Below are 24,465 nucleotides of genomic sequence, written 5' to 3' on the forward strand. Positions count from 1 at the left end.
AACACATACCCCAACCACCATGACCCCATTCCTGCAACTTGTAGCCCACGACCTCCACTCCAAAATAGGAGACGACCTCTCGCGCACCGCCATCGTATTCCCCAACAAACGCGCCAGTCTCTTCTTCAACGAATATCTGGCAGCAGAATCCACCCGCCCCCTGTGGTCACCCGCCTATGTCAGTATCAGCGAACTCTTCCGCCGCCTTTCGCCCTTGAAGCAGGGAGACCCCATACGCCTGACGTGCGAACTCTACAAAGTATTCCGCCAAGAAACCCGCAGCGAAGAAACCCTTGACGACTTCTACTTTTGGGGCGAACTGCTGATAAGCGACTTCGACGATGCCGACAAGAATCTCGTCGATGCCGCACGCCTCTTTGCCAACCTCCGCGACCTGAAGGACATCATGGACGACCAAGACTTTCTGGACCCCGAACAAGAAGAAGCCATCCGACAGTTCTTCCTTAACTTCTCCATAGAAAAACGCACGGAACTGAAAGCCCGCTTCATCTCCCTATGGGACAAACTGGGAGACATCTACCACCGATACCGCGAAAACCTCACACGTCTGGGCATAGCCTACGAAGGCATGCTCTACCGCAACGTCATCGAGCAACTCGACACCGACCAGCTACGCTACGACCGCTACGTCTTTGTAGGCTTCAATGTGCTGAACAAAGTGGAAACCCACTTCTTCCTCCGCCTGCAAGATGCCGGAAAAGCCATGTTCTACTGGGATTACGACACTTTCTATACCCGTATGCCCCACCAACAAACACCACCCTACAACCACGAAGCAGGCGAATTCATACTCCGCAACCTCAAACTCTTCCCCAACCAACTGCCCGAAACAGCCTTCGATACCTTACGCCTCCCCAAGCAAGTGACCTTCATCTCCGCACCCACCGAAAACGCGCAGGCACGCCACCTCCCGCAGTGGATAAGGGAAACAACAGGCACACAAAGAGCCGAAGAGGCCACGAGCAGAGAACGGAAAGACGGAACCGACGACACACTAAGAACCAAAGCAGCCGCAAACGACGGGATTACAAAAGAAAAGGAAAACGCCGTTGTACTCTGCAACGAATCCCTGCTGCTGCCCGTACTCCATTCCATCCCCCCCACGGTGAAGAACGTCAACATCACCATGGGCTTCCCCTTAGTGCAGACTCCCGTGTACAGCTTCATCAACTCCCTGATGGAATTGCAAACCACCGGCTATCGAAGCGACACAGGACGCTACACCTACGAAGCCGTGCTCGCCGTATTGAAGCATCCCTACACTCGCCTACTCTCTCCACTTGCCGAGACTCTGGAAAGACAACTGACACAAAACAACCGCTTCTACCCTCTCCCCTCAGAACTCCGGCAAGACACTTTTCTCACCCGGGTCTTCACTCCACAAAGCAGTATATCCGCCCTCTGCCTCTACCTCACCGACCTCCTTCGTGAAGTAACCGTGATTTACCGTCGCAAAGACGACTCGGATGACATCTTCAACCAACTGTACCGCGAATCCCTGTTCAAAAGCTACACCATTGCCAACCGCCTCCTCAACCTCATCGAAACCGAAGAACTGAACGGTCTGCGGACAGACACTCTGAAGCGGCTGCTCGGACGGTTGCTCACCTCCGCAAACATCCCCTTCCATGGCGAACCCGCCATCGGAATGCAGGTAATGGGTGTGCTCGAAACCCGCAACCTCGACTTCCGCAACCTCATCATACTCTCGCTCAACGAAGGACAATTGCCCAAAGCCGGTGGCGAAGCCTCATTCATCCCCTACAACCTGCGCCGAGCCTTCGGCATGACCACCATCGAACACAAGAATGCGGTCTATGCCTACTACTTCTACCGCCTTGTGCAGCGGGCAGAAAACATCACCCTGCTGTATAGCACCGCCTCCGATGGGATGAACCGCGGCGAGATGTCACGCTTCATGCTACAATTCCTCATAGAATCCCCGCACGACATCTCACTGCGATACCTCGAAGCCGGACAATCACCCCAATCCACCCGCGAAATCCGTATAGACAAAACCCCGGAAATACTGGAACGGATGTACCGCACCTACGACATCCGCCGTAACTCCAAAGCACTGTTCTCTCCCTCTGCCCTCAACGCCTATCTGGACTGCCGCCTAAAGTTCTACTACCGCTACATAGCCCAGCTCAAGGCTCCCAATGAAGTCAGCGCCGAGATCGATTCCGCCCTTTTCGGAACCATCTTCCATTACTCGGCCCAGTTGGCGTATGAAGCCCTCACGACCCATGGCAAGGAAATACGGAAGGAAGCCCTGGAAGCCCTGTTGAAGAATGACACGCGGCTTCAGTCCTATGTGGACAATGCCTTCAAGAAAGAGTTTTTCCACGTTCCTTCCACCGAGCAACCGGAATACAACGGCACTCAACTCATCCACTCCAAAGTCATAGCCTCCTATCTACGCCAACTCCTGCGCAACGACCTGCAATATGCTCCCTTCAACATGGAGGCGATGGAGAAGCCGGTGGATGAGACCATAGAAACAGACACCCCCTTGGGAAAGCTACTCCTCAAAATAGGAGGAACCATAGACCGCATGGACAGCAAAGGAGATACCTTGCGCATTGTGGATTACAAAACCGGAGGCGTCCCCAAGATTCCCGAAAATATAGAGCAACTTTTCACCCCCTCCACCAGCCGTCCGAACTATATTTTCCAGACATTTCTGTACGCTGCCATCATGTGCCGTAAGCAACCGTTGAAAGTAGCACCCGCCCTGCTCTACATCCACAAGGCAGCATCCGAAAGTTACTCCCCCGTCATTGAGATGGGAGCGCCCCGCCAGCCCAAAATTCCTATCAGCAACTTCGCTCTCCATGAAGACGAGTTCCGCGAAAGGCTGCAGACACTCCTGCGGGAAATATATAGTCGGGAAACACCCTTTGACCAAACGGAAGATACAAAACAATGTGAGTTTTGCGACTTTCGCAGCCTGTGCAAACGATGATGAGAAGCATCCTTCCTGATTTTAGGCAGGTGCGGATTACAAAAAAAATCAGGAGGCATTTTGTGCCTCCCGACCTCGACAGATATGTAACCTGCCTCTCTTTTTATCGTTTAAACTATTTCTTCTACCTCCTGAGAAAAACAACGGTCACTTCTTCAACGGAACAGAAAAACTGAATACGGAACCTTCTCCTTCTCTGGAAGTGAACCACAATTTTCCACCATTCTTCTTTACAAAATCCTGGCACAAGAGTAAACCCAATCCTGAACCTTCTTCGTTGTTCGTACCGAATGTACTGAAATGAGTGTCGGTATGCAACAGCTTCTTCTGCCCTTCTTCACTGATACCACAGCCATGATCATGCACACTGATAACCGCCATTCCGTCCGACTCCTCCATACTCAGCAATACCTCCGAATCTTCCCTGCTGAATTTGATAGCATTGCTCAACAAGTTACGGATTACCGTCTTCAGCATATCGATGTCTCCTTTGACATACATCTTTGCAGGCTTGTCCGTACGGATAGTAATTTTCTTCAGACCTGCCACCATATCATATATCTCAGTCACACCATCCACTACCTCCACAAGATTGACATCCTGAAAGACAACATTCAACTTACCTATCTGACTTTTTGTCCACTTCAGCAAATTATCCAGCAAAGAGAAAACATCTTCCGTCGTCTGGTTGGCCATAGTGAGCAACTCGTACATTTCATCACCAATCTTTTCAACCGGCAGATTCAATATCAACATATTCAGTACCATTTTGATAGAGCCCATCGGAGAGCGTAAATCGTGAGCGATGACGGAATACAACTTGTCACGCCCAGCAATTGTGCGTTGCAACTCTTCCGTTTTACTCAGGATGAGACGTTTGGCGGCAACCAAAGAAATCTGATGGGTAACACGGATAATCAGCTCTTCTTTATTAAAAGGCTTGGAGATAAAATCATTGCCACCGACCTGAAATCCCTTCACAATATCGGCTGTACTGTTCAGTGCAGTCAGAAAGATGATTGGAATATCTGCCGTTTTAGGATTCGCCTTCAGATGTTGGGCCACCTCGAAACCACTTAAGTCCGGCATCATCACATCAAGCAATATCAAATCCGGATTTTCCTTATCCACCTGTTCCATCGCTTGCCGTCCGTTACTTGCAGTAGCGATTGCAAACTTCTCGTTCGTCAAGAGTACCTTCAACAATAAAACATTTGACATCACATCGTCCACGATGAGAATCTTGTACTCGGAAGGATTTATTTCCATGTTCATCTTTCTATACTGTTTTTCCCGTTATCAAATATAATTAATTAGGAACCACGTTCCTTGAAATACTCTATAATACGGCGCAAACCATCTTCCAATTCAGTGGTAGGCTTCCAATTTAACTTTTCCCTTGCCAGCGTGATGTCGGGCTTACGTTGCCGAGGATCATCGTGCGGCAAAGGTTTGAATACAAGTTCCGACTTCGAATTCGTAAGTTTCACCACTTTTTCCGCCAACTCCAGGATAGAGAATTCATGAGGATTTCCCAAATTTACGGGACCGATAAAATCATCTTCCGTATCCATCATTCGAATCATGCCTTCTATCAAATCGTCCACATACTGAAAACTACGAGTCTGGTTACCCGAACCATAGATTGTAATGCCTTGATTCTGCAATGCCTGAACAACAAAGTTTGACACCACTCTTCCATCATTAGGCAACATCCGAGGACCGTAAGTATTGAATATACGTATAATCTTAATCCGTACTCCGTTCTGTCGATGATAATCCATAAACAAAGTCTCCGCACAACGTTTCCCTTCATCATAACAAGAACGGATGCCTACCGGATTCACATTTCCCCAATAGTTTTCCACCTGAGGATGAACAACCGGATCACCATAGACCTCACTTGTCGATGCCTGCAATATCTTGGCTTTTACCTTTTTGGCCAGTTCCAACATATTGATGGCTCCCAGCACAGAAGTCTTTATCGTTTTTATGGCATCGTATTGATAATGGATGGGAGAAGCAGGACAAGCCAAATTGTAAATTTCGTCAACATCCGCACTATAAGGATATTCTACATCATGATGCACAAATTCAAAAAGAGGATTACCTTTTAAATGGGCAATATTTTCTTCAGAACCGGTGAATAGATTATCCAGACAAATTACCTGATGTCCATCTTTCATTAACCGTGTACAAAGATGAGAGCCTATAAAGCCGGCACCTCCGCTAACCAGAATTTTCTTCATGCAATCTATTTTATAGTGTCTAAAGACATGTACAACTTGTTTGCTACATTTTTATGCTGACAAATGTAGGCGATTTGAATAAATTATGCAAGTTTGTGAAGAAATATTTCCCGCGTTAATGAGTATAAAAAGAAAAGGATGGAATCAACCATCCTTAAACGTGTTTATTTATCATCAGGAATATATTCTTCCGCTTTATCAGGAACACTGAAAGCCTGGTTCGCAAACAAATCCGCAAGTCCAGAAACTTGTTTTAAGCGGAGCACCTCATCCCTATCCATACCAATATTTTTCATAATCCATTCATCAGACATGCCGGCACGATCCAGTTCCGCAACAATATTACACATTAATTCTATATTATGTGTTCCACGTGCACGGTTATGCCTGATAGTGGATGCCATACGGTTGGATAGTTCTTTGTCAATCACAACTACGGGAAGCAAACCATTCTCCCTCTGATAGATTCTTTTAGAAGTTTTCAATACTTGATAGCGATGAAATCCGTCCACCAGGATATATCCATCCGTTTCTCTGTCATAATAGCACACACATGGCATCGTGAAACCATCTTCCCAGATAGAAAGCTCCAGTAACTTCATTTCAGGCGGAGCCACTACATTAGGGTTGTAATCATTAGCCTGTATTTTATCTACAGGAATTGCTTTCACGCTATATACCGGACTTTTATCTACACTCATAGCATCATATTTTTGAATTGTTCCATTATTTTATCCCGTTTATACGCTTCTTCCTTATTCAAGGCAAAGCCCATATACTTGCAAGCATGGTCATTCTTGAGGATACAAATGCACATCCGTTTGTAAGTAGGAATTTCCCGAAACTCTGCAATATCGATATCATCCAAATAATCCATGCGAACCGGTTTTTTATGGGTTTTGTAGTTGGTCGAGTTCATCACTTCAAGAGAAACACCTGCATTTATCAACTTCTGAATAGTCTCGTCGCTGAGACATCCTCCTTTTGTACGCCAAAACTCAATACTTACTGTCAGCTTATTAAGGTAGTTTCTTCGGGCCTCTACTGGCAGAGTGGAAAGCAGAAATTGCATGAAACCTTTCCATGTATATCCTGCAGGCAGACGTACACTTTGCCATCCCATGGCACGCGTACCTCCATAAATCCCAGTAAAATTCACCCCGTTTACACGCCCTATCATCTTTCCCCACGTATTCGGATCGATGGCACGATAAAGGCGAAGACTCTCCTGGGCTTCACAAAGGAAAGGACTCGCCACGCGTTGACGTTCAATATTGACCCCCGCCTTGTAATACAAATCATACAGATGATTATAATCGAATCCAAATTTGCCATTAGCTGTCCAGACATCCGTAGTTTTCCAGTCAAAAATAGGATAAGCATTGAAAATATCGTTTCCTATTTTAGAAGTCCACCGATAATTATGATACATCTGATATTTACGATTCAAATGGATACTGCGCCATCGGTTGAAACTCTCCTGTGTACGTATTCCTATCAAGAAACAGGAACGGACACTGTCCTTCTTCAGATGCAGCCACTTGGCAAAATGCATCTGGAACTCATAGTCCCACATCTCAGGAGTATAGAATGAAAAAGCTTCTTTAGTCAGACAATTCTTGGGCATCTGTCTCACCCAGATATCTTTCAAATCATCTTGCCACGGACGCCAGTAACTCTGGTACATCGAAGTACAGGTCGTCACGCGAAAAGGCACACAGACACGATATACTTCCAAAATGTCTTTGTTAGCCTCCAAAATGCGGTCCACGTAGTCGATAGTCACGCTGTACTGTATCTCATAATCCATATGAAATACACATAGTTTCCTGTCCAAACGATTGCACCGGATATAGTCAATACATAAATTCAGAAGTACACCGCTATCTTTACCACCAGAAAAAGAGACACATATCGTATCAAATTCCTTAAAAATAATCTCCAAACGCTCCAATGCAAGCTCATATACATTTTTAGGTGTACTCATACTCATCTGGCCTTTTTCATTTTCACATAACGGGTCCAAACTTTTTCTTCCGCAAATCCCATCCCGCTAAAAACGTCTCTGTCCTCAAGAAAACTGACGGCGACAAACTCCTTCTCCTCATCCACTTCAGCAACTATTTTTTCCAATAATTGTTTCAGGACTTCATTTTGTTTATCTCTAATATAATAGTTATTAATCACACATTCGTGCTTCTTGTATTCCACAGGAATAAATCCCACAACCATTTTTGCATCCAGAGCTATAAACCAGACATAATCTTCCGATGTACGAAAAGGATAGTTATAATTCTGCTTCAATACCTCCGGATTCATCACTAACGGGGCTACAAGCTGGTATAGCCGCTTGTCCGTTCCATGTAATTGAATAATTTGTATCATTCTGTGTCCGTTTTAAGAATTAGGTCTTAAATATAAAGGTTTATTAGATGTAAATATTCACCTTTTAAATAGATTTAAGAATAAAGCAAGATTATATAAAATATTAATAAATAATTGAAATCCTTCAATTTGAAATATAGAAAGTCATTGTGTCAGATCTGCACAGACATCATTTTCCGAGCATAGCTCCATACCACACAGTAAGCTATTAGGGGAACGATAAATGCCATTACCATTGTTGAACGGTCAGCAATGATCCCCATCAACAGCGGTCCCACCACGCCACCTACCGGAGACATCATTAAAAAAGAAGATGCCCGTTTCGTATGACCTCCCAAGTCTCTCAAAGAAAGAGCAAAAATAGTAGGAAACATAATCGCCTCGAAAATATAGCCACACAAGAGTGCTGCTAATGAAACAACTCCTATATCAAATATAACCAATAAAGTTGTTATCACGGTTCCGGTGGCACAAATCAACAACATTTTCTCCGCACGGACGCGTCTCATAATCCAGCTACCGATAAAACGTCCCAACATGAACAGCCCCAATCCGCCAAAAGAAAGTACAAATGAAGCACTGCGAGCATTCATCCAATTCTGTTCCACCACATAATTGATAAAAAAACTGTTGATGGAAATCTCTCCTACCTCATAAGCAAACAAAGCGATCAAACCAAAAACAAACAATTTGTGCGACCATAGTCCTATTCTATTACCTTGCTCATCCACTTCCGCATGATGAACTATCTCCGGCAATCTTATTTTATAAAAGACCACAGCAACCGATAAAACAACAATCCCCATGCAGATATAGGGCAATGCTACATTTCCCGTCCCTATCTGTCCGTCTTTTGAGAAAAGAAGAAGCCCGGCAAGAACCGGGGCACAGATACAGCCCAATCCATTGAAAGATTGTGCAAAATTCAGACGACTGGCAGCAGTTTCTTTTGCTCCCAACTCCGTGGCATAAGGATTTGCCGCTGTTTCAAGAAATGTCAGCCCACACCCGATTACAAATAATGCAAACAAAAAAAGGTTGAACGACAAACAATTTTGTCCGGGAATAAACAGCAATGCCCCAACTCCATAAAGCGATAATCCGAAAACTACTCCTTTGCGATAGCCAAAACGACTGATAAATAAACCTGCAGGTATAGCCATGACGAAATATCCCATATACATCATCACCTGAATAAATGCTGAATGTGTTTTTGATATATCAAGCAATTCCTGAAAATGCTTGTTCAGCACATTCAGAATAGCGTGGGCAAATCCCCAAAGAAAAAAAAGAGAGGTAACCAATATAAAAGGGACAATGTATTGTTTACCAACCAATGGTATTTGTTTCTGTTTCATCATATTTTAAATAGTTTTGAAATCTCATTAAAATACATTGAGAGAATATATAACAAAAAAGGGAATAACAAAAGTTACTCCCTCTGCGGTGCGTACGGGACTCGAACCCGTGACCCCATGCGTGACAGGCATGTATTCTAACCAACTGAACTAACGCACCATAATTTCATTTTCTGTAGCTGTCTCTCTCGATTGCGGTTGCAAAGGTAGATATTTTTTTTAAAACTGCAATAGCAAATAAGAAAAAAAACATCTTTTTTTTAACACAGATTGATTATAAGAGATTTATGTTACCTTTGCAGAGAGTAAAAAAACAGAAACCATGAAAAATACCCCTATTGAACGTAAATTGATAGATGAAACCATCGAAGAATTCAAGATTGCAGACTTTTCTAAAGCCACTATCCGAGAAGTAAAAGCGATTGCCGCTAAAGCAGAAACATCATCAGGAGTAGAATTTATCAAAATGGAAATGGGCGTTCCCGGTCTGCCTCCCTCCACCGTAGGTGTAAAAGCTGAGATCGAAGCATTACAAAACGGCATTGCCAGTCTATACCCTGATATTAATGGGCTACCCTCTCTAAAAGCCGAAGCTTCCCGCTTCATCAAGGCCTTTATGGATATAGACGTAGCACCCGAAGGATGTGTACCCGTCACAGGTTCTATGCAAGGTACGTTTGCCTCATTCCTCACTTGCTGTCAATGCAACACGAAGAAAGATACGATCCTTTTCATTGATCCGGGTTTTCCGGTGCAAAAACAACAGTTGGTTGTAATGGGACAAAAATATGAAACTTTTGATGTTTATGATTATCGCGGAGACAAATTGAAGGAAAAACTGGAAAGCTATCTTAAAAAAGGGAATATTTCTGCCATTGTTTATTCAAATCCCAATAATCCCAGTTGGATTTGCCTGAAAGAAGAAGAATTACGCATCATTGGTGAACTTGCAACTTTGTATGATACCATTGTTTTGGAGGACCTTGCTTACTTTGCCATGGACTTCCGCCAAGACTTGAGTAAACCGTTCCATCCCCCTTACCAGCCATCCGTGGCACGCTACACCGATCATTACGTACTTCTGATTTCCGGTTCCAAAGCTTTCAGTTATGCGGGCCAGCGCATTGGTGTAAGTTGCATCTCTGACAAACTTTATCACCGCGTATATCCGGAACTGACAAGACGATACGAAAGAGGGGCATTTGGTGCGGTATTCATTCACAGAGTGCTATATGCACTTTCTTCAGGAACAAGCCATTCTGCACAATACGCGCTTACGGCCATTCTGAAAGCTGCCAATGACGGAAAATATAATTTCCTCAATGAAGTGAAAGTATATGGAGATCGTGCCCGCCGCCTGAAAGATATTTTTATACGCCACGGATTCCACTTGGTATATGACAATGATTTGGGTGAGCCCATTGCAGACGGCTTCTATTTTACTATCGGCTACCCCGGCATGAGCAGTGGTGAACTTGCCAGAGAATTGATGTACTATGGTGTAAGCGCTATTTCATTGGTGACTACCGGAAGCCATCAAGAAGGCCTGCGTGCCTGCACTTCTTTCATCCAAGAACATCAGTATGCCCAATTAGATGAACGCATGGCCATTTTTGCCGAAAATAATCCGATAAAATAGAGCCATGCATTTATTTTTCATAAAACATTTTGTATATTAGGGGCATGCATAGCAATACGGACATATTCAAACGCAACTATATACAGCTCCATTCAAACATACATTTTCTATATTTATTTCCGGGAATGACATAGTTATCTGCAACCAACGGGCTATATGGCATCTATTCTTTCCCCAAAAACGCATGTCCTCAGATAAATCCAATCAGTTACTTATCCGTGAGGCTATACGCAAAATAGCTCTCGGGCATAGTATGGAACGTATCAATCTGACACCGGGCGGTATGTCGGGTATTGGTACGGCGCGTATGATACATGGCTATGTCGCCAAGAAACATGACGATCCGTCGGACGAGGAGTTTTCCGACTATGGCGGTACTATTGATGTCGGCGAATATCCGGACGAAACGGCTTCCGCAGAACCTGTCATTCATAGAGGTGTACTGCTTTCAGCCGCCACCAACAGCGAGGGTGGTTTTATGATTGTGCCCACTCTCTTTTCCGATGTGACCATCTTTATGGATGCCGCCACCCGTTACGCCTATGTGGTGAACTTCTCACATGTGGATATCCTGCGGCTGAATGCCCGCAAGGAAACCGTCATTGGCATGACAGAAATGGAGGAAATGAATCCGGACAGCGATTCCTCTCCGGACTATGATGAAGTGGAGACTACCGGTAACGGTGCATCTACCCGTTATACACCAACCACGGTCATTACTACCATTAAGAACGATAAGAACAAAGAAGCGGTCTCTGTTCTTGAAGCGGAGAGCATCACGCATACCGTAGGCAAGTCAGAGGTCAGACAGACTGCTGACAAAGTGGTGCAGAAAGTCAATTTCACGACCATTGCCGTTTCTGACAGCAAGGTAACATTCGGCGATGAAAACGCTTCGGAACCATTGGTTATAGGAAATGAACTTGCCGGGCTTATGCTCGATTTCCTGACGGAGTGCTCAAAGATCATGACTCCCACACTGATGGGAACGATGTCGCCCATCAATATACCCAATTTTACTTCCCTGACCTCACGTATTCAGAAATTCCTGTCCAAAACCAGTTATACTAAATGAGCGTACAACTGCATCCCGATATATAGAAAACCTCGACAAGAACAGCTTGTGCTATTCTATATACGCACAGTTGTACCATAACTTTTTCAATGCGTAGCAGAAGAAAGACGATGGTCATCCTTATGGAGTTGAAGAAGGGGATGACACCAGTTCGTGCCTGAAGAATAGCGCCTAGGGCTTCGCTTCCGCCATCGCCGGAGAAGGCAGTTCCGGAAGTGGTGGTCTGTTGCTGGACTACTTGAAAAAGACAGGTGGGGATATGGCAGGGATACTCCGGGCCAATTACGGTTTCGAGACAGGTATAGCCAATACCCGTATTTTGGAAACCTATTCCCGAAACATTTCCAATGCCGAAGACATGTTTACTTCCACCGAGTACAGCATTAAGGTTACCGGCAATCTGAAAGTAGGCGGAAGCAACATCTATATCGGTGGCCGGCAGCTCTTGCGTTATGATGCGGATCAGGCTACGGCTATAATCTATGCTTCCCATATCGAATTTCAAGATGCTTCCGTGCATTCAAGCGGAGAATGGATGATAGGAGACAAAGAAACTGGTGTTTCCATTTCACCTACGCGATTGGCTGTGGGCGGATATGATGTATATCACCGGAATAACTCCAATCTGGCAACAGTGGACTGGACGATGCAGAACGGCATGGTACAACAAAACCTGAGCGTCCACGGAGATACGGTACTGGATGGCAGTCTGGATTAGCTGTACGACGCCCGTTTTGGTGACAAGGGGAAAAGCCTGCTCTCGCTTTCCGGTGAAGAAGTTACACTCGGCGGCTTCCTTTCATTTTTAGACGGCTTCGGTATCCGTATAGACGGCACTCCGGTATTGCTCCGTACCGATAAGGACAAGATACAACTGGGCAGTACCGGAGGCGACCTTTTACTGGGCAGTGATCACACACCCAAGATACGCCTTTTCTCCGGTATCCCAGATATAGACGGTGAGTGTCTGATACTTTCTCCTTACGGGAAAGCGTGCTTTCCGGGTTCATTGGTTGTCCGGCATAACTACGGTGTCGACCTGCTCTCTTCTTATAAGGTTAACACCTCCGATGAAGGAATCATCATCCATAAACGGTTGCGCATGGGAACTGCAGACGGGACTTTGCTTATGGGTGACCGGAAACATATATCAGTACCCTATTTTAACCATATACTTTCCCAAATTGCCATAGAAGCCAAATGTTCTAATGATAAAGTTAGAATAGAGATTTTAGGTGTTAAATTGGTAAATATAACAACAAAAGCAGATTTCACTTTTCCAACCACTGTTAGGTACTTTGGATATAGTTATCGGACAGGATAAATGGATTAATTTGCAAGATACCAACAATCATAGCAAAGCTTACATGATTAAGGGAAATTCCGCTGTAACTCTAACAGCTAATTCTCAATCGATTATGTTTGGTACTAAAAACTTCATGCTTATTCCTCAGAGTTTGACAAAATGGAAAAGTTATACAGAGAAAACGGGAACCTATCTGGCTGTACTTTGCCGTATTTCAAGCCTCAATGGAAGCACGTCTACATTACTCTATCCTCAGCCTACAACAAATGATAACAAAGATGGTAAATATGCGTTTGCTGCTGTAGGAATTAATACAGTTTGGGAAGCGGGCAAGAAATACACTTACACTCTGAACTTTTGTGATGGTCCAAATGGAGGAGCCGGTTTTATAGCTCGAATCCATCTAAGCCTAAGGATGGAAATGACCAACAGGTTGATTTAACTCCTATATCTGATGGAAAAGGTGGAGATCCTATCCTCGGGCCTATTACATTTAACGTTACAATAGATGATTGGACTGATGCCCCTGCTCAAAATATAAACCTGTAAATCGGGTTATTTCATTTTCATTGTATTAATACCAGGTCCAGACAGGATTGGACAGGCTTACTCCTTACGAGGGAGTATCTATCCAATCCTGTCTTAGGATTTAGGGATAGGAAAAGAAAAAAATGTAAAAAAAGGATATTCTATAGATGAATAACAGAAAAAGCTGTAAGATATCAGTATAAACTATTTCATCCTTTAATATGGAGAACAGTAAGATAGTTCTCACTACATATCCATATACAAAGTAAAGAACGGTGAACAATACACTTACACCACCTTCATAAAGCTGATACACTCGTCATCTACCAGGCACGAATATTGTGCCATTCGCTTCAGTACCTGTTCCAAATCGAATCCCTGTATAAGTTTGTGATGTCGCCTGTCTCCACACAGAACACTTTTGATTTCCATTTCAGGAAAATGGAGCTGCAGATAAATGGCAGAAGAATCAAAAACAACAGGCGTACCTTCCTGAAGGAAAATATGAATATCCGAAACATTTATACTCTCCTTAGCCCTAATCAAATCCGTAATTATCATCTCAATACAGTTTAATGTGTTTACAATTATTTATTACTTAATATATTTAAAGTTATAATTTATCAAGACCTATTCATTTGCTTCACGAAATTCCCTGTCCGCAAAAAGCTCCGCCAGTCCCGATATCTGCTTCAGGCGCAGCAGTTCATTCTTGTTCATACCCAAGTTCCTGCATATCCACGCATCCGACATGCCCGACCTCGTAAGTTCACCTACAAGCCGTGTCATAAGCTCGATCTTATGCATTCCACGGGCACGGTTATGACGGATGGCAGAAGCCATACGCTCAGCCAGATCCTTACGGATAACAGTAACGGGTAACATCCCGTTCTCCCGCCTGTATATTCTGGGTGAAGTCAGCATGACCTTATACTTGTGATAGCCATCCACGAGTTCATACACATCCTCCTGCTCAATGTAATAGCATACGCACGGCATCGTGTAGCCATCCTCCCAAATGGAGAGCTCCAGAAGCCGCATCTCTGGTGGGGGCGTCACATTGGGATTATAAGAATTCGCCCTGATCTTTTCCACAAGTACGGCTTTGACGCCATACACGGGACTGATAAATCTATTTTCCATATCCTCATTCATTAAAATATGACTCGTACTCTTCCATGACCTTCCGCCCTCCTATGGGAAGTTCCACACCTTCCGAAGAATTGAACAAACTTTTCGTGAGTGGAAGTCCTTCCCAATCTTCCGCGCTACCCCGTATCCGGCAATCTCGCTGGGGATTTCTGAATATAATCTGTCTTAGCAGGAAATCTATCAGTTCCATATCCGGGCATTCTTTTTGTTTCTGGCTTCTTCTATATCATTCCAGTCCCTTGCAGATAAGATCGTACAGACGATCCTTCCTGATACTCATGAAATACCCCCTTAAGCCCAGTTTTAATATATAGGCAATTATAACGATAATTTTGCGTACAACTGCGTATGTGGTGTTCCAGGCGTGCTATTCCCTGACTTGTCCCCTTCCCTCGGCGACATGAATAACTGTCAAAAATCATTCTGCCCTCAAACATAGGAGAAATATAATTATACAACAGATGATGCACTACCCTGTCCCTGAAATCCGAAGCAAAAATTTCTCGCTTCACTGGCCTGTTAACCACAAAACAGACCCCAGGTGAAGGAATGTAGTTCCTATCCCTTATCTGTTCATACAACTCCATAAGATTATGTTCCAGATCAATCTCAAACGCAAGCTGACTGGCAGTATTTCTTTTCTTCTTCCTCGCCTGATAATAAGCCTGAAAAAGATCCGTAAGCAAATCCCGTCTTCTCATACACACTCCTTAACAAATCATATGCAGCCTTATACACAGGCAAATTATCATAAACTGCCACTTCTCATTTAGTGTATATTAGAGCATCTTTTTCAACTCATTTACAAATAATATACAATCCATCGGAGTACTTTCCGCCAGATTGAACATCCGGATTCGCACGATTAACTCTCCATGCGGAATATCACTCCGTGACAGATTCTGCACACACGCATCTCTTCTCCCTACAACCGAATGTTCCGATGAAAGTTCCTGTTTCCATTCTTCAAACCTCTGTCCGTCTATAGGTTTTAACGTTCGCAATACAAGACGGTCAGGCATAGTCTCCATATGCTCCAAAAAACCTATGTACTTTTGTTCATGCTTACATGGAAAGCCCACTGAAACTATCTCACTGCCACCGAGTGACTTTAACCTTCTTTTTATAGCCTTCAAAGGCTTGATCTGCGTACAGACAGCGTAAGCAGACTTTTCATAAGCTTTCCAGAAAAGCCCCTCACGATAAAGAATGATACTTCCGTTATTACCTGCTTCAGCTTCTATAAAATCCTTGCTGGTCATAATTATTTGATTTTAATATCTATAAAAATCGACCAGCTTCGCCGGTACTATCCCTACGGCCTTAAAGCCGTAGGGAAAATAATCCAATGAAACGGATACGGTCGCTACGCTCCCTATTCTTGGGAAGAAAGCACCCCAAAACCGTGCGACCGATAGTAGCTGCTGTAGTCGTAGATGCTGCCCAACGGGTTCACGGACGACGAGTAGAAGCGAAGGCTGCGACCGAGGTAGTTGTTGAGCGGAACCGCCGACCAACAGCAGCCGGAGATGCCAACGTTGTACTTCCCGCCACCGATAAAGTAGCGATACCCTGACGCAGGGAAGAAGATAGTTTTATTTTTTGAGGAATCAGTGTAGAAATTCCAGCCCTTCAAGGAGCCGTCCCAGATTCCGTTAATTCCAGAAGATGTACTTACAGAGCTTCCAGTTGTTGTGAATCCCGTAAAAGCATTGCTGGCAGGAAGTTTGAAGCCGACAGGACTGGGATCATAGATTGTTTTTATGACATTTTCGTCATTGCCAGAATAAGCTTGGTTATTGGCACTCCAAAGGTTCTGATAAAGATTATCGCCAGAATATTGACTATGCATCACATTGGGTTTGAGAATATAATTCTTAATACAAGTAATACCCGTAGATAAATTCTCCATTACAGGATTGTCTTTGAAAGCATTGCCATCTTTGTCGTAACAGGTTTTATTGGCCTTGCTTAATACATCCAGGGGCCAGAACGGATCTTTACGGCCCCACTGATAATAAAGATGATTGCTACCTGTTTCGATTGATTTCGAGGCTTGTTTGAGGGTGATTATCTGACTTGCTTTGCCAGCTGTGAATTTTACCTTGCAACTGCGTTCGGCATAAGCTATGGTATTAGCATCGCACCAGCCAAGATAAACAGGCATAAATTTATATTTATGATCCTGGTGGTTGGTTACCTCAATCGTATTGCTGATATTTTCATCGGTAACCCAGATATGCCAGGACCAAAGGACTGTACCTGAATTGTCCTTTACCGCTATGACGGCATTTCCCTGACATATTGTGGCTTGGTCAACATGGAAAGATATAGTACCTCCATTATCGCCAGGATTGTATTTTATATCGCTTACAAGATTCGGTGCGTCCTGCCAAATAAGTTCGGCGGAAGAAGGAGTGCAGCCGGAGTTGCTCGCAATGTAAGGGCTTGTGATTCCGTTGCCGGTGTGATTGATGAAAGTACTCAAAATGTTGGAACCGGAGTTGGCTGTTGTATAGGCCAAAGTGTTGGTTGTACCATCTTTGATGGCATTTCCATATACCAGCGGGAAAGAATAGTATCCCGAAGCACTGACAACGTAACAGTTGGCGGTATTTTCATTATCTGAATCACCGTTAGTCTGGTTGGCGAGGTTATAGGGAGAATTTTCACTTCCTTTGACTACAGCGGTCTGTAAAGCAGTCGTATGGGTATTATTATCTGTACCGATCTGTACGCTGACAGTTGCATTGTATGATTGTGGAGTTACTCCACCAGCTCCGGATGCGGTGAACGCAGTCAGCCAGTCCGGTCGGGTATCTGTCCAAGATGCTCCGTTATCTGTGGAATACAGTGTGCTCCATTGGACAGCTTCTTTACTCCCCTTGGGATTCTGACGGTAACTGGTAACACTATATTGCTTTGTACCGCCGGTATAGGTAAAATCGGTCGGCCCGGTAACAGTAAGCGTGTAGGTCCAGTTGATAGAGCTGTTGGAAATTTTATAAGTGACAGTCTTTCCCATAGGCCATGCTTGACCTCTGATATCAGCACTCAGAGTGTGATCGGTGTTGGCATTGTCAGTAAATACGACTTCAAGCTGTGCACCGTCAGGAAGAGTCTGCGGAACCATCATAAAAGTCTGATCTTCCGTAACGAGAAGATCATTTGCGGTTCCTACAGTGGATTTATTCAAAGTCTGGGAGAAAGTGGCAGGTGTATTCACTGAACTCCATGACTCTGTTCCCATGTTGTAAGTCCCCTTGGAATATACATTTTTCAAACTGACACTTTTCACTGTGCCTCCCTGCATGTCATCACCGCACTCGAATCTGATGGCGGTAAGGGCATGATGGAAAGTTAACGACACGGCAGTGTTGGTGTTGCCGGCCAACTCATCCGTCTTTGCTACGAGAAGGTCTTTTTGGGCATCGACACTGCTCGGGATAGTGACGCTGATGGTGGGAGAACCTGCCTGGCTGCGGCCGGAAAGTACGTACTGTCCGTTGTCCTTTGGAGCATAGGCGAAGAACTTCATCTTGTATGAAGCACCGGGCCAATAGTAGGTAGAGGAAAGGTTATAGCCGCTGCCGGACTTGTTGGCAATGGCGTTGTAGAAATAGTTAGGAGTTTTGCTTTCACTCCAGAAATCGGTGTAGGAGTAGGCGGAGACGCCGAAGCTGTCGTACATGTTGTCATTCTTTATAGGAGTGGCACGGGTAAGTATGGTCGTGTCCCAATGGCTATCCGAAGAAAGGGAAGCGATGCTGTCTGTGTAAAGCGTATGCAGGTAAAGAGGAGTGCTACCGCCTTGTAAGGTGGTGACAGTACCCTGCGGAGCATCAGCATTGGTAGTGGAACGGGTAGATGGAGTCCATGAAGAACTGATCTCGGAGGTGAAAGACATATGTGAGGAGGGCAAAGGACGATCCATGTCGTCCTCACAAGAAGAAAGACAGATGCTGCCGGAAACAAGTGTCAAAAGCAGAAGATGTGAAAAGGCATCCCTACCAGAAAGTAATATAAAACAAGAAAATTTCATATATTATTTTAAAGAATTAATTACACCAAGAATAAAAGTCATACAGCTGTTAAAATAAGGATTCCCGGCATGGATACCCCAATAGAAAATGTCGGGAATGTACCCTGTAAAGTGCCCGGAAAGGAGCAGACAGGGTAAGAAGTAGGACTATACCCCCGGCATGGGGTGACGCCGGTGGTCATCTTTATCCTGCCAATTATTCCATTTGTCTTGCGATAAGGTATAACCGGTAACCGTTGCCTCTTCCGGGAAGGTAAAGTCAGCCTTTGCAGCGGCGTTTACGAGTTTGACACCGAGAACCTCGATTTTCATCTTGTCATTGGAGCATTTGGCCTTCACCTCGATCTGGGAAAGGGCGTGCTTGAAATTCATGGCGACACCGGTACCTTCATTGGCAGCCTTGGTCCCCTTGTTGTAAGAGACCACAAGGTCCTTTTGATCCGCAACGGTCTGCGCGGGAGAGAAGTCGGTTATTTTCTTTGCCGTATTGTCTATACTCACAGTGCCGACGGGAACTTGAGGAGCATAAGCAAAGAAGGCAAGCTCGTAACCCGGCCAGTGATAAGTGGAAGCGGTTGTCCAGTTTGCGCCGTTATCGGCAGACGTGACGGCCAGATTCGTGAAATAATTGGCACCGTTGCCGATGGCCGTCACATTGAACGCTCCCAGATTTTGCAGGTTTGTCACGTTGGCACGGGTTAGCGCCTTATCCAGAGAGGTGCGGAAAGAGATGCCCTCACCCTTGTTCATATCAACGACTTCATCGTTGGAACACGAAGCTAAGGCTGCTACAACCATAGCTGCAAATAAAAGATTTTTCTTCATAAAGAAATAAACCGTAGACTTATCTAATAATAAAAGCATCAATAAATCACCCGTTTAAAGACCAAGCAATAGTTTCACTCTCTATGACAGAGAGAGTGGAAAAGCGTCTGTTTGTCATTCCTTTTCATATAAAAAAGACAATATGACAACATTGGCTTTATATTGCTTGCAAAGATAGAAATGTGTCAATTAACCGCAATTATCATAACGATTCATTTTTTTATCTTTTTCATTCGATTACACTCTATCGGAGAGCCTCTTTGGAGTTTTATTCTTATTTTTCAGTAGTTCCCTCCATTCTCCGGGAGTGTACCCGAAGTTTCTTTTACAGTACCTGCAAAATTGGGGCTGTGAAGAAAAATGTAGTTCTTCGGCTATAATTCCTATCGGCGTATCCTCATTGTCCAATTTATATTTAATTATACTGTTTATTTGTTTCTGTAACCACTCGCTTGCCGGTTCTCTGAACTCTTTAGAGAAATTCCTTTTAAAAGTAGAAAGAGAATATCCGCACAGATAGGCAAGTTCCTTTACTGTCCTGGCATTTCTATAATTATCAAGCACCTTCTTTCTGAATTCACGATCATTCCCCAATATAGGACGGAAAAAGGCCGCCTGTTCCGTTTTTGTATAATAGAACCGTATGTTCCAGAACAGCTCTTTAAGCTTTGTTTCATGAAAATGGACGCAACCGGCCCCATCTGGAAAAGCCACTTTACTTTGCCCCCTTTGGCCGCGATATGATTGCCCCTTTTGGTCCAAATAATATTGACCATTTAATAGTAAGTATTGTTAGCGATTTTTTTTGTGTAGATTTGAGTACCCTAGTCCTGGTGTAACGGGGTAATAATAAAAGCTATACAAATGAATAAAAAAATCAAAAGCATTTTAAGATGTTATGCAGCCGGGATGGGAATCAAGGAAACGGCTGATACGTTTCACATGGCCCGTAACACAGTCCGCAAGTATGTCCGCCTGTTTCTTTCAAGCGGAAAAAGTATTGAGCAGCTTCTTTCCCTCTCCAATGAGCAGTTGCATGAAATGTTCGGCTGTACGGAATCCTGGCATCGGGGACCCTCTTCCAGACAGATTGAACTGGAGGCCTTGCTCCCCGGATATGTGTCCCGCCTGACACGAAAAGGGACGAGTGTCAGAAAATTGTTTAAGGAGTACCATGCTGAATATCCTGGCGGTTATCAGCTGTCTTCTTTCAAACGGGCAGTCCGCCAATATAAGTTTCACATCAAGGTTGTCGGCCATGTCGAACACTATGCCGCAGACCAGATGTATATTGATTTTGCCGGTGACAGGCTTGAAGTCGTTGATGAGATGACAGGCGAGACTAAGAAAGCCGAGGTGTTTGTCGCCATCCTGCCGTTTAGCCATTATACCTGCTGCGAGGCGGTATGGTCCCAGCGCAAGGAAGACCTGATAAAGAGTTATGAAAATGCCATGAACTATTTTGAAGGCGTTCCTGCAGCCATAGTCCCCGACAATCTGAAGGCGGCTGTTACTCGAAGTGACCGCAATGCGCCTGTCATCAATGATGATTTCGCCACTTTTGCCGAACATTACGGCTGCGCGGTCTATCCTGCCCGTGTACGCCATCCCAAGGACAAGGCCCTGGTTGAAAATGCCGTGAAGCTTCTCTACCGTTCCGTTTACCTTGACATAGAGGGGATGACGTTCGCCAGTCTGGACGAGCTCAATACCGCCATCCATATTTCCCTGCTTGATTTCAACGAGAAGGTGATGGCCGACCGGGAGATGTCACGCAAGGAAATGTTCCTGAGAGGAGAGAAAGACTATCTTCGCCCGCTTCCCCTGAAGCGTTACGTAATGAAAGAGAGAAAGTTCATGACCGTGGGCAAGAACTCTTACGTCTCGTTGTTCAGACACCATTACAGTGTTCCAAGGGAGTACGTGGGGAGGCGTGTGACAATTCTCTATGATGCCGACACGGTAGAAATTTACTGCGGTATGAACCTGGTTGCCACCCACGACCGCTGTGACATCCCCTATACTTATTCCTGGAAAAAGGAGCACAATCTGCCGGGACACTATGGCCCTTATGACAAGGATCTGGAGGAACTTTTCCGGTACGCTTCGGAGATGGACAATATCGTATTGAATTATCTTCGGGAAGTGGAACATGTCATGCAATATCCTCCAAAGGCATTCAGATCCTGCCGGGGCATACTGGCACTGGAGAAGAAATATGGCCGTGACCGTCTGGTTGCGGCCTGCGCGTGCGCAGACCAAAAGTTGCAATACGGGTACCAAGCCTTGCGCGAGGTGCTTGAATTGGGAGAGGATGCGGATTTCCTTCCCGATGAAGACGGGAAGGTGCAGCCTCCAGCGACTTTCCCGGTTCCGCCATCCCACAAAAACATACGCGGACGTGAATATTATAGAAAAGACAAACAAGAACAATAAGGTTTAGATTATGGAAACAAATAATAAGACAGCTCCCGTTACGGGACAACAAGATCAGAATACCATATCATTGGATTTGATGAACCGCATGAAATTACACGGAATGGCAGAAGCCTTCAGGGAAAGCCTTGCCGGCACCACTCCACAGTCCATGACCGCGGACACTTTCCTTTCCATGCTCCTTGCACGCGAATGGGATTATCGAGCCCAGGCTACCATAGCACGGCTGACCAAGAATGCGGCATTCCGCTACAAGGCCTATCTTGAACAGATTGACTATGCCACAAACAGGGGGCTGGAGCGCAATCAGATGGAACGCCTCGCCACCCTTGATTTTGTGCATAAAGAACAGAACCTTTTTATCACAGGTTCTTCAGGAACGGGGAAAAGCTATCTGGCGTGTGCGCTTGGTCACGAGGCATCCAAGAGGGGATTCCGCACTTTATATGCTAATGCCCCAAAACTGCTTGGCGCACTGAAAGTGGCCAAGGTCAAAGGTACACTGGAAACAGAACTCAAGAAGATCGAGCGCTGTCAGTTGCTCATTCTTGACGACTTGTTCCTTGTACCTCTTGATGCCAAGGAACGTCCCATACTGCTCGAAATTATTGAAGACAGGCATGAACGAAAATCCATCATCATAACTTCGCAGTATCCATCGTCCAATTGGTATGACATGGTAGGTGATCCGACAATAGCAGATGCCATCCTTGACCGCATCATTCACACGGCTCATACCATAGAATTATATGGTGAAAGCATGCGTAAGTTAAGGTCTAAGAAAAACTGAAAAACTTAAAAGGGTAAAATAAAATTAACCCCCATCACCAGGACTTTAAAGGGTCAATCATATCGCGGCCAAGGGTGGTAAATCCTATTTGTCCAAAAGGGTCAAAGTAAAGTGGCTTTTCCATATAGGCCAAAGTGTTGGTTGTACCATCTTTGATGGCATTTCCATATACCAGCGGGAAAGAATAGTATCCCGAAGCACTGACAACGTAACAGTTGGCGGTATTTTCATTATCTGAATCACCGTTAGTCTGGTTGGCGAGGTTATAGGGAGAATTTTCACTTCCTTTGACTACAGCGGTCTGTAAAGCAGTCGTATGGGTATTATTATCTGTACCGATCTGTACGCTGACAGTTGCATTGTATGATTGTGGAGTTACTCCACCAGCTCCGGATGCGGTGAACGCAGTCAGCCAGTCCGGTCGGGTATCTGTCCAAGATGCTCCGTTATCTGTGGAATACAGTGTGCTCCATTGGACAGCTTCTTTACTCCCCTTGGGATTCTGACGGTAACTGGTAACACTATATTGCTTTGTACCGCCGCTATAGGTAAAATCGGTCGGCTGGGAAACGGTAAGCGTGTAGCTCCAGTTGATAGAACTGCCGGAAATTTTATAAGTGACAGTCTTGCCAATAGGCCAGGCTGTGCCTTTGATGTCAGCAGTTAAAGTATGGTCCGTATTGGAGTTGTCGGTGAATATGATTTCAAGCTGTGCACCATCAGGAAGAGTCTGTGGAATCATCATGAACGTCTGTGCATCAGAGGTGAGCGCTTCGTTTGCAGTTCCTGTAGTGGACTTGTTCAATATCTGCGAGAAAGTGACAGGTGTATCTACATTGCCCCATGACTGTGTTCCCATGTTGTAAGTTCCCTTGGAATATACATTTTTCAAACTGACACTTTTCACTGTGCCTCCCTGCATATCATCCCCGCACTCGAATCTGATGGCGGTAAGGGCATGATGGAAAGTTAACGACACGGCAGTGTTGGTGTTGCCGGCCAACTCATCCGTCTTTGCTACGAGAAGGTCTTTTTGGGCATCGACACTGCTCGGGATAGTGACGCTGATGGTGAGAGAACCTGCCTGGCTGCGGCCGGAAAGTACGTACTGTCCGTTGTCCTTTGGAGCATAGGCGAAGAACTTCATCTTGTATGAAGCACCGGGCCAATAATAGGTAGAGGAAAGGTTATAGTCGCTGCCGGACTTACTGGCAGTGGCGTTGTAGAAATAGTTGGGAGTTTTACTTTCACTCCAGAAATCGGTGTAGGAGTAGGCGGAGACGCCGAAGCTGTCGTACATATTCAAAACTGTTATCGGTGTGGAACGGGTAAGGGCGCTCGTGTCCGCACGGTTGTCCGAAAAAGGGGAAGCGATCCTGTCGCTATACAAAGTATGCAGGTAAAGAGGCAAAACTCCACTTTGCAAAGTCATTACAGTGTCTCGAAAAGTATCTGTTCCGTTTTCTGAACGTGTAACTGAAGTCCATGGTTCTGGTATGAACGAGATGTTCGCAGAAGCAAAAGGATGTTCTATTTCATCTGTGCAAGAGTTGATACAGAACCCGACCAAAAGAAATAGTAAAAATTGAAAGCCGAATAGTTTTTTTCTGAAAATAAAAGCTTTGACATAGAAGGTATAATAATATGAAGCGGGAAAACAATAACAAAAAATAGTTTTTATCTCTTTCTGT

At 44.8% G+C, this 24,465-nt stretch carries 20 protein-coding genes, 1 tRNA gene and 2 pseudogenes; 8 read left to right on the forward strand and 15 right to left on the reverse strand.

Annotation, left to right across the window (positions count from 1 at the left end):
* Window positions 1-19 precede the first annotated feature (19 nt).
* Window positions 20-2,989 (forward strand): PD-(D/E)XK nuclease family protein, encoded by a 2,970-nt coding sequence (locus BACHE_RS12405; RefSeq protein WP_013548063.1) that lies wholly within the window; start codon window positions 20-22, stop codon window positions 2,987-2,989.
* A 147-nt stretch (window positions 2,990-3,136) separates the two neighbouring features.
* Here BACHE_RS12405 and BACHE_RS12410 read toward each other — a convergent pair whose 3' ends face one another.
* The 7 genes from BACHE_RS12410 to BACHE_RS12440 all read right to left on the reverse strand — a co-directional run bounded on the left by BACHE_RS12410 (window position 3,137) and on the right by BACHE_RS12440 (window position 9,141).
* On the reverse strand, window positions 3,137-4,264 hold the full coding sequence (locus tag BACHE_RS12410) for a hybrid sensor histidine kinase/response regulator (protein ID WP_013548064.1): 1,128 nt from the start codon (window positions 4,262-4,264) through the stop codon (window positions 3,137-3,139).
* A gap of 38 nt (window positions 4,265-4,302) precedes the next feature.
* Window positions 4,303-5,238, reverse strand: coding sequence for a UDP-glucuronic acid decarboxylase family protein (locus tag BACHE_RS12415; protein WP_013548065.1), 936 nt, complete (start codon window positions 5,236-5,238; stop codon window positions 4,303-4,305).
* 164 nt (window positions 5,239-5,402) lie between these two features.
* Window positions 5,403-5,939, reverse strand: coding sequence for an IbrB-like domain-containing protein (locus tag BACHE_RS12420; protein WP_013548066.1), 537 nt, complete (start codon window positions 5,937-5,939; stop codon window positions 5,403-5,405).
* Window positions 5,936-7,225 (reverse strand): DUF3440 domain-containing protein, encoded by a 1,290-nt coding sequence (locus BACHE_RS12425; RefSeq protein ID WP_013548067.1) that lies wholly within the window; start codon window positions 7,223-7,225, stop codon window positions 5,936-5,938. The genes BACHE_RS12420 and BACHE_RS12425 overlap by 4 nt, the downstream gene beginning before the upstream one ends.
* A gap of 2 nt (window positions 7,226-7,227) precedes the next feature.
* Entirely contained in the window at window positions 7,228-7,623 is a 396-nt protein-coding gene (locus tag BACHE_RS12430) for a hypothetical protein (RefSeq protein ID WP_013548068.1), read from the reverse strand.
* A gap of 152 nt (window positions 7,624-7,775) precedes the next feature.
* Complete coding sequence (locus tag BACHE_RS12435; protein ID WP_041579826.1) at window positions 7,776-8,981, reverse strand: sugar MFS transporter; 1,206 nt, start codon at window positions 8,979-8,981, stop codon at window positions 7,776-7,778.
* Window positions 8,982-9,067: 86 nt separating this feature from the next.
* Window positions 9,068-9,141 (reverse strand) — tRNA-Asp (locus tag BACHE_RS12440).
* Window positions 9,142-9,303: 162 nt separating this feature from the next.
* Between BACHE_RS12440 and BACHE_RS12445 the strand changes: the two genes are divergently transcribed.
* The 5 genes from BACHE_RS12445 to BACHE_RS17375 all read left to right on the forward strand — a co-directional run bounded on the left by BACHE_RS12445 (window position 9,304) and on the right by BACHE_RS17375 (window position 13,443).
* A complete protein-coding gene (locus BACHE_RS12445) occupies window positions 9,304-10,620 on the forward strand; it encodes an aminotransferase class I/II-fold pyridoxal phosphate-dependent enzyme (protein ID WP_013548070.1) in 1,317 nt (438 codons plus the stop codon).
* A gap of 184 nt (window positions 10,621-10,804) precedes the next feature.
* Window positions 10,805-11,695, forward strand: a complete 891-nt coding sequence (locus BACHE_RS12450; RefSeq protein ID WP_013548071.1) for a hypothetical protein — start codon at window positions 10,805-10,807, stop codon at window positions 11,693-11,695.
* Window positions 11,696-11,954: 259 nt separating this feature from the next.
* On the forward strand, window positions 11,955-12,413 hold the full coding sequence (locus tag BACHE_RS17805; protein ID WP_245530878.1) for a hypothetical protein: 459 nt from the start codon (window positions 11,955-11,957) through the stop codon (window positions 12,411-12,413).
* Between the two features lie 126 nt (window positions 12,414-12,539).
* Window positions 12,540-13,019: a fimbrillin family protein gene (locus tag BACHE_RS17810; RefSeq protein WP_245530879.1), complete on the forward strand. Its 480-nt coding sequence runs from the start codon at window positions 12,540-12,542 to the stop codon at window positions 13,017-13,019.
* Window positions 12,994-13,443 (forward strand): fimbrillin family protein, encoded by a 450-nt coding sequence (locus tag BACHE_RS17375; protein ID WP_049778933.1) that lies wholly within the window; start codon window positions 12,994-12,996, stop codon window positions 13,441-13,443. The genes BACHE_RS17810 and BACHE_RS17375 overlap by 26 nt, the downstream gene beginning before the upstream one ends.
* Before the next feature lie 374 nt (window positions 13,444-13,817).
* On the opposite strand, the gene BACHE_RS12465 is transcribed toward BACHE_RS17375, so the two are convergent.
* From BACHE_RS12465 to BACHE_RS12495, 7 genes and pseudogenes are all read right to left on the reverse strand, one after another.
* Entirely contained in the window at window positions 13,818-14,090 is a 273-nt protein-coding gene (locus tag BACHE_RS12465) for a hypothetical protein (protein ID WP_013548072.1), read from the reverse strand.
* 69 nt (window positions 14,091-14,159) lie between these two features.
* Window positions 14,160-14,672 carry an IbrB-like domain-containing protein gene (locus tag BACHE_RS12470; protein ID WP_013548073.1) on the reverse strand — a complete coding sequence of 171 codons (513 nt, stop codon included), beginning with the start codon at window positions 14,670-14,672 and terminating at the stop codon, window positions 14,160-14,162.
* Between the two features lie 4 nt (window positions 14,673-14,676).
* A complete protein-coding gene (locus BACHE_RS17815; protein ID WP_245530880.1) occupies window positions 14,677-14,871 on the reverse strand; it encodes a hypothetical protein in 195 nt (64 codons plus the stop codon).
* 589 nt (window positions 14,872-15,460) lie between these two features.
* Entirely contained in the window at window positions 15,461-15,943 is a 483-nt protein-coding gene (locus BACHE_RS12480) for a hypothetical protein (RefSeq protein ID WP_013548074.1), read from the reverse strand.
* Window positions 15,944-16,056: 113 nt separating this feature from the next.
* On the reverse strand, window positions 16,057-18,723 hold the full coding sequence (locus BACHE_RS12485) for a fimbrillin family protein (protein WP_013548075.1): 2,667 nt from the start codon (window positions 18,721-18,723) through the stop codon (window positions 16,057-16,059).
* Between the two features lie 147 nt (window positions 18,724-18,870).
* Window positions 18,871-19,587 (reverse strand): fimbrillin family protein, encoded by a 717-nt coding sequence (locus tag BACHE_RS12490; RefSeq protein ID WP_013548076.1) that lies wholly within the window; start codon window positions 19,585-19,587, stop codon window positions 18,871-18,873.
* A 198-nt stretch (window positions 19,588-19,785) separates the two neighbouring features.
* Window positions 19,786-20,250: pseudogene (locus tag BACHE_RS12495) on the reverse strand (helix-turn-helix domain-containing protein); the annotation flags it as partial.
* Between the two features lie 162 nt (window positions 20,251-20,412).
* On the opposite strand from BACHE_RS12495, the gene istA reads away from it, so the two are divergent.
* Both istA and istB read left to right on the forward strand, forming a co-directional pair.
* Window positions 20,413-21,984, forward strand: a complete 1,572-nt coding sequence (gene istA, locus BACHE_RS17605; protein WP_013548078.1) for an IS21 family transposase — start codon at window positions 20,413-20,415, stop codon at window positions 21,982-21,984.
* Between the two features lie 10 nt (window positions 21,985-21,994).
* Window positions 21,995-22,774 (forward strand): IS21-like element helper ATPase IstB, encoded by a 780-nt coding sequence (gene istB / locus BACHE_RS12505; protein WP_013548079.1) that lies wholly within the window; start codon window positions 21,995-21,997, stop codon window positions 22,772-22,774.
* Window positions 22,775-22,898: 124 nt separating this feature from the next.
* Here the strand turns inward: istB and BACHE_RS12510 are convergent.
* Window positions 22,899-24,389, reverse strand: a pseudogene (locus tag BACHE_RS12510) (fimbrillin family protein); the annotation flags it as partial.
* Window positions 24,390-24,465: the final 76 nt, after the last annotated feature.

It is taken from the genome of Bacteroides helcogenes P 36-108 (genome assembly GCF_000186225.1).
Taxonomy (GTDB): Bacteria; Bacteroidota; Bacteroidia; order Bacteroidales; family Bacteroidaceae; genus Bacteroides; species Bacteroides helcogenes.

Excerpts from the sequence above, each read along its gene's own strand:
- istB (WP_013548079.1), top strand. The coding sequence starts at position 21,995 with ATGGAAACAAATAATAAGACAGCTCCCGTTACGGGACAACAAGATCAG.
- BACHE_RS12435 (WP_041579826.1), bottom strand. The coding sequence starts at position 8,981 with ATGAAACAGAAACAAATACCATTGGTTGGTAAACAATACATTGTCCCT.
- BACHE_RS12465 (WP_013548072.1), bottom strand. The coding sequence starts at position 14,090 with ATGATAATTACGGATTTGATTAGGGCTAAGGAGAGTATAAATGTTTCG.
- BACHE_RS12405 (WP_013548063.1), top strand. The coding sequence starts at position 20 with ATGACCCCATTCCTGCAACTTGTAGCCCACGACCTCCACTCCAAAATA.
- BACHE_RS12410 (WP_013548064.1), bottom strand. The coding sequence starts at position 4,264 with ATGAACATGGAAATAAATCCTTCCGAGTACAAGATTCTCATCGTGGAC.
- istA (WP_013548078.1), top strand. The coding sequence starts at position 20,413 with ATGAATAAAAAAATCAAAAGCATTTTAAGATGTTATGCAGCCGGGATG.
- BACHE_RS12425 (WP_013548067.1), bottom strand. The coding sequence starts at position 7,225 with ATGAGTACACCTAAAAATGTATATGAGCTTGCATTGGAGCGTTTGGAG.
- BACHE_RS12450 (WP_013548071.1), top strand. The coding sequence starts at position 10,805 with ATGTCCTCAGATAAATCCAATCAGTTACTTATCCGTGAGGCTATACGC.
- BACHE_RS12430 (WP_013548068.1), bottom strand. The coding sequence starts at position 7,623 with ATGATACAAATTATTCAATTACATGGAACGGACAAGCGGCTATACCAG.
- BACHE_RS12420 (WP_013548066.1), bottom strand. The coding sequence starts at position 5,939 with ATGAGTGTAGATAAAAGTCCGGTATATAGCGTGAAAGCAATTCCTGTA.
- BACHE_RS12470 (WP_013548073.1), bottom strand. The coding sequence starts at position 14,672 with ATGGAAAATAGATTTATCAGTCCCGTGTATGGCGTCAAAGCCGTACTT.
- BACHE_RS12480 (WP_013548074.1), bottom strand. The coding sequence starts at position 15,943 with ATGACCAGCAAGGATTTTATAGAAGCTGAAGCAGGTAATAACGGAAGT.
- BACHE_RS12485 (WP_013548075.1), bottom strand. The coding sequence starts at position 18,723 with ATGAAATTTTCTTGTTTTATATTACTTTCTGGTAGGGATGCCTTTTCA.
- BACHE_RS17815 (WP_245530880.1), bottom strand. The coding sequence starts at position 14,871 with ATGGAACTGATAGATTTCCTGCTAAGACAGATTATATTCAGAAATCCC.
- BACHE_RS17805 (WP_245530878.1), top strand. The coding sequence starts at position 11,955 with ATGGCAGGGATACTCCGGGCCAATTACGGTTTCGAGACAGGTATAGCC.
- BACHE_RS12415 (WP_013548065.1), bottom strand. The coding sequence starts at position 5,238 with ATGAAGAAAATTCTGGTTAGCGGAGGTGCCGGCTTTATAGGCTCTCAT.
- BACHE_RS12490 (WP_013548076.1), bottom strand. The coding sequence starts at position 19,587 with ATGCTTTTATTATTAGATAAGTCTACGGTTTATTTCTTTATGAAGAAA.
- BACHE_RS12445 (WP_013548070.1), top strand. The coding sequence starts at position 9,304 with ATGAAAAATACCCCTATTGAACGTAAATTGATAGATGAAACCATCGAA.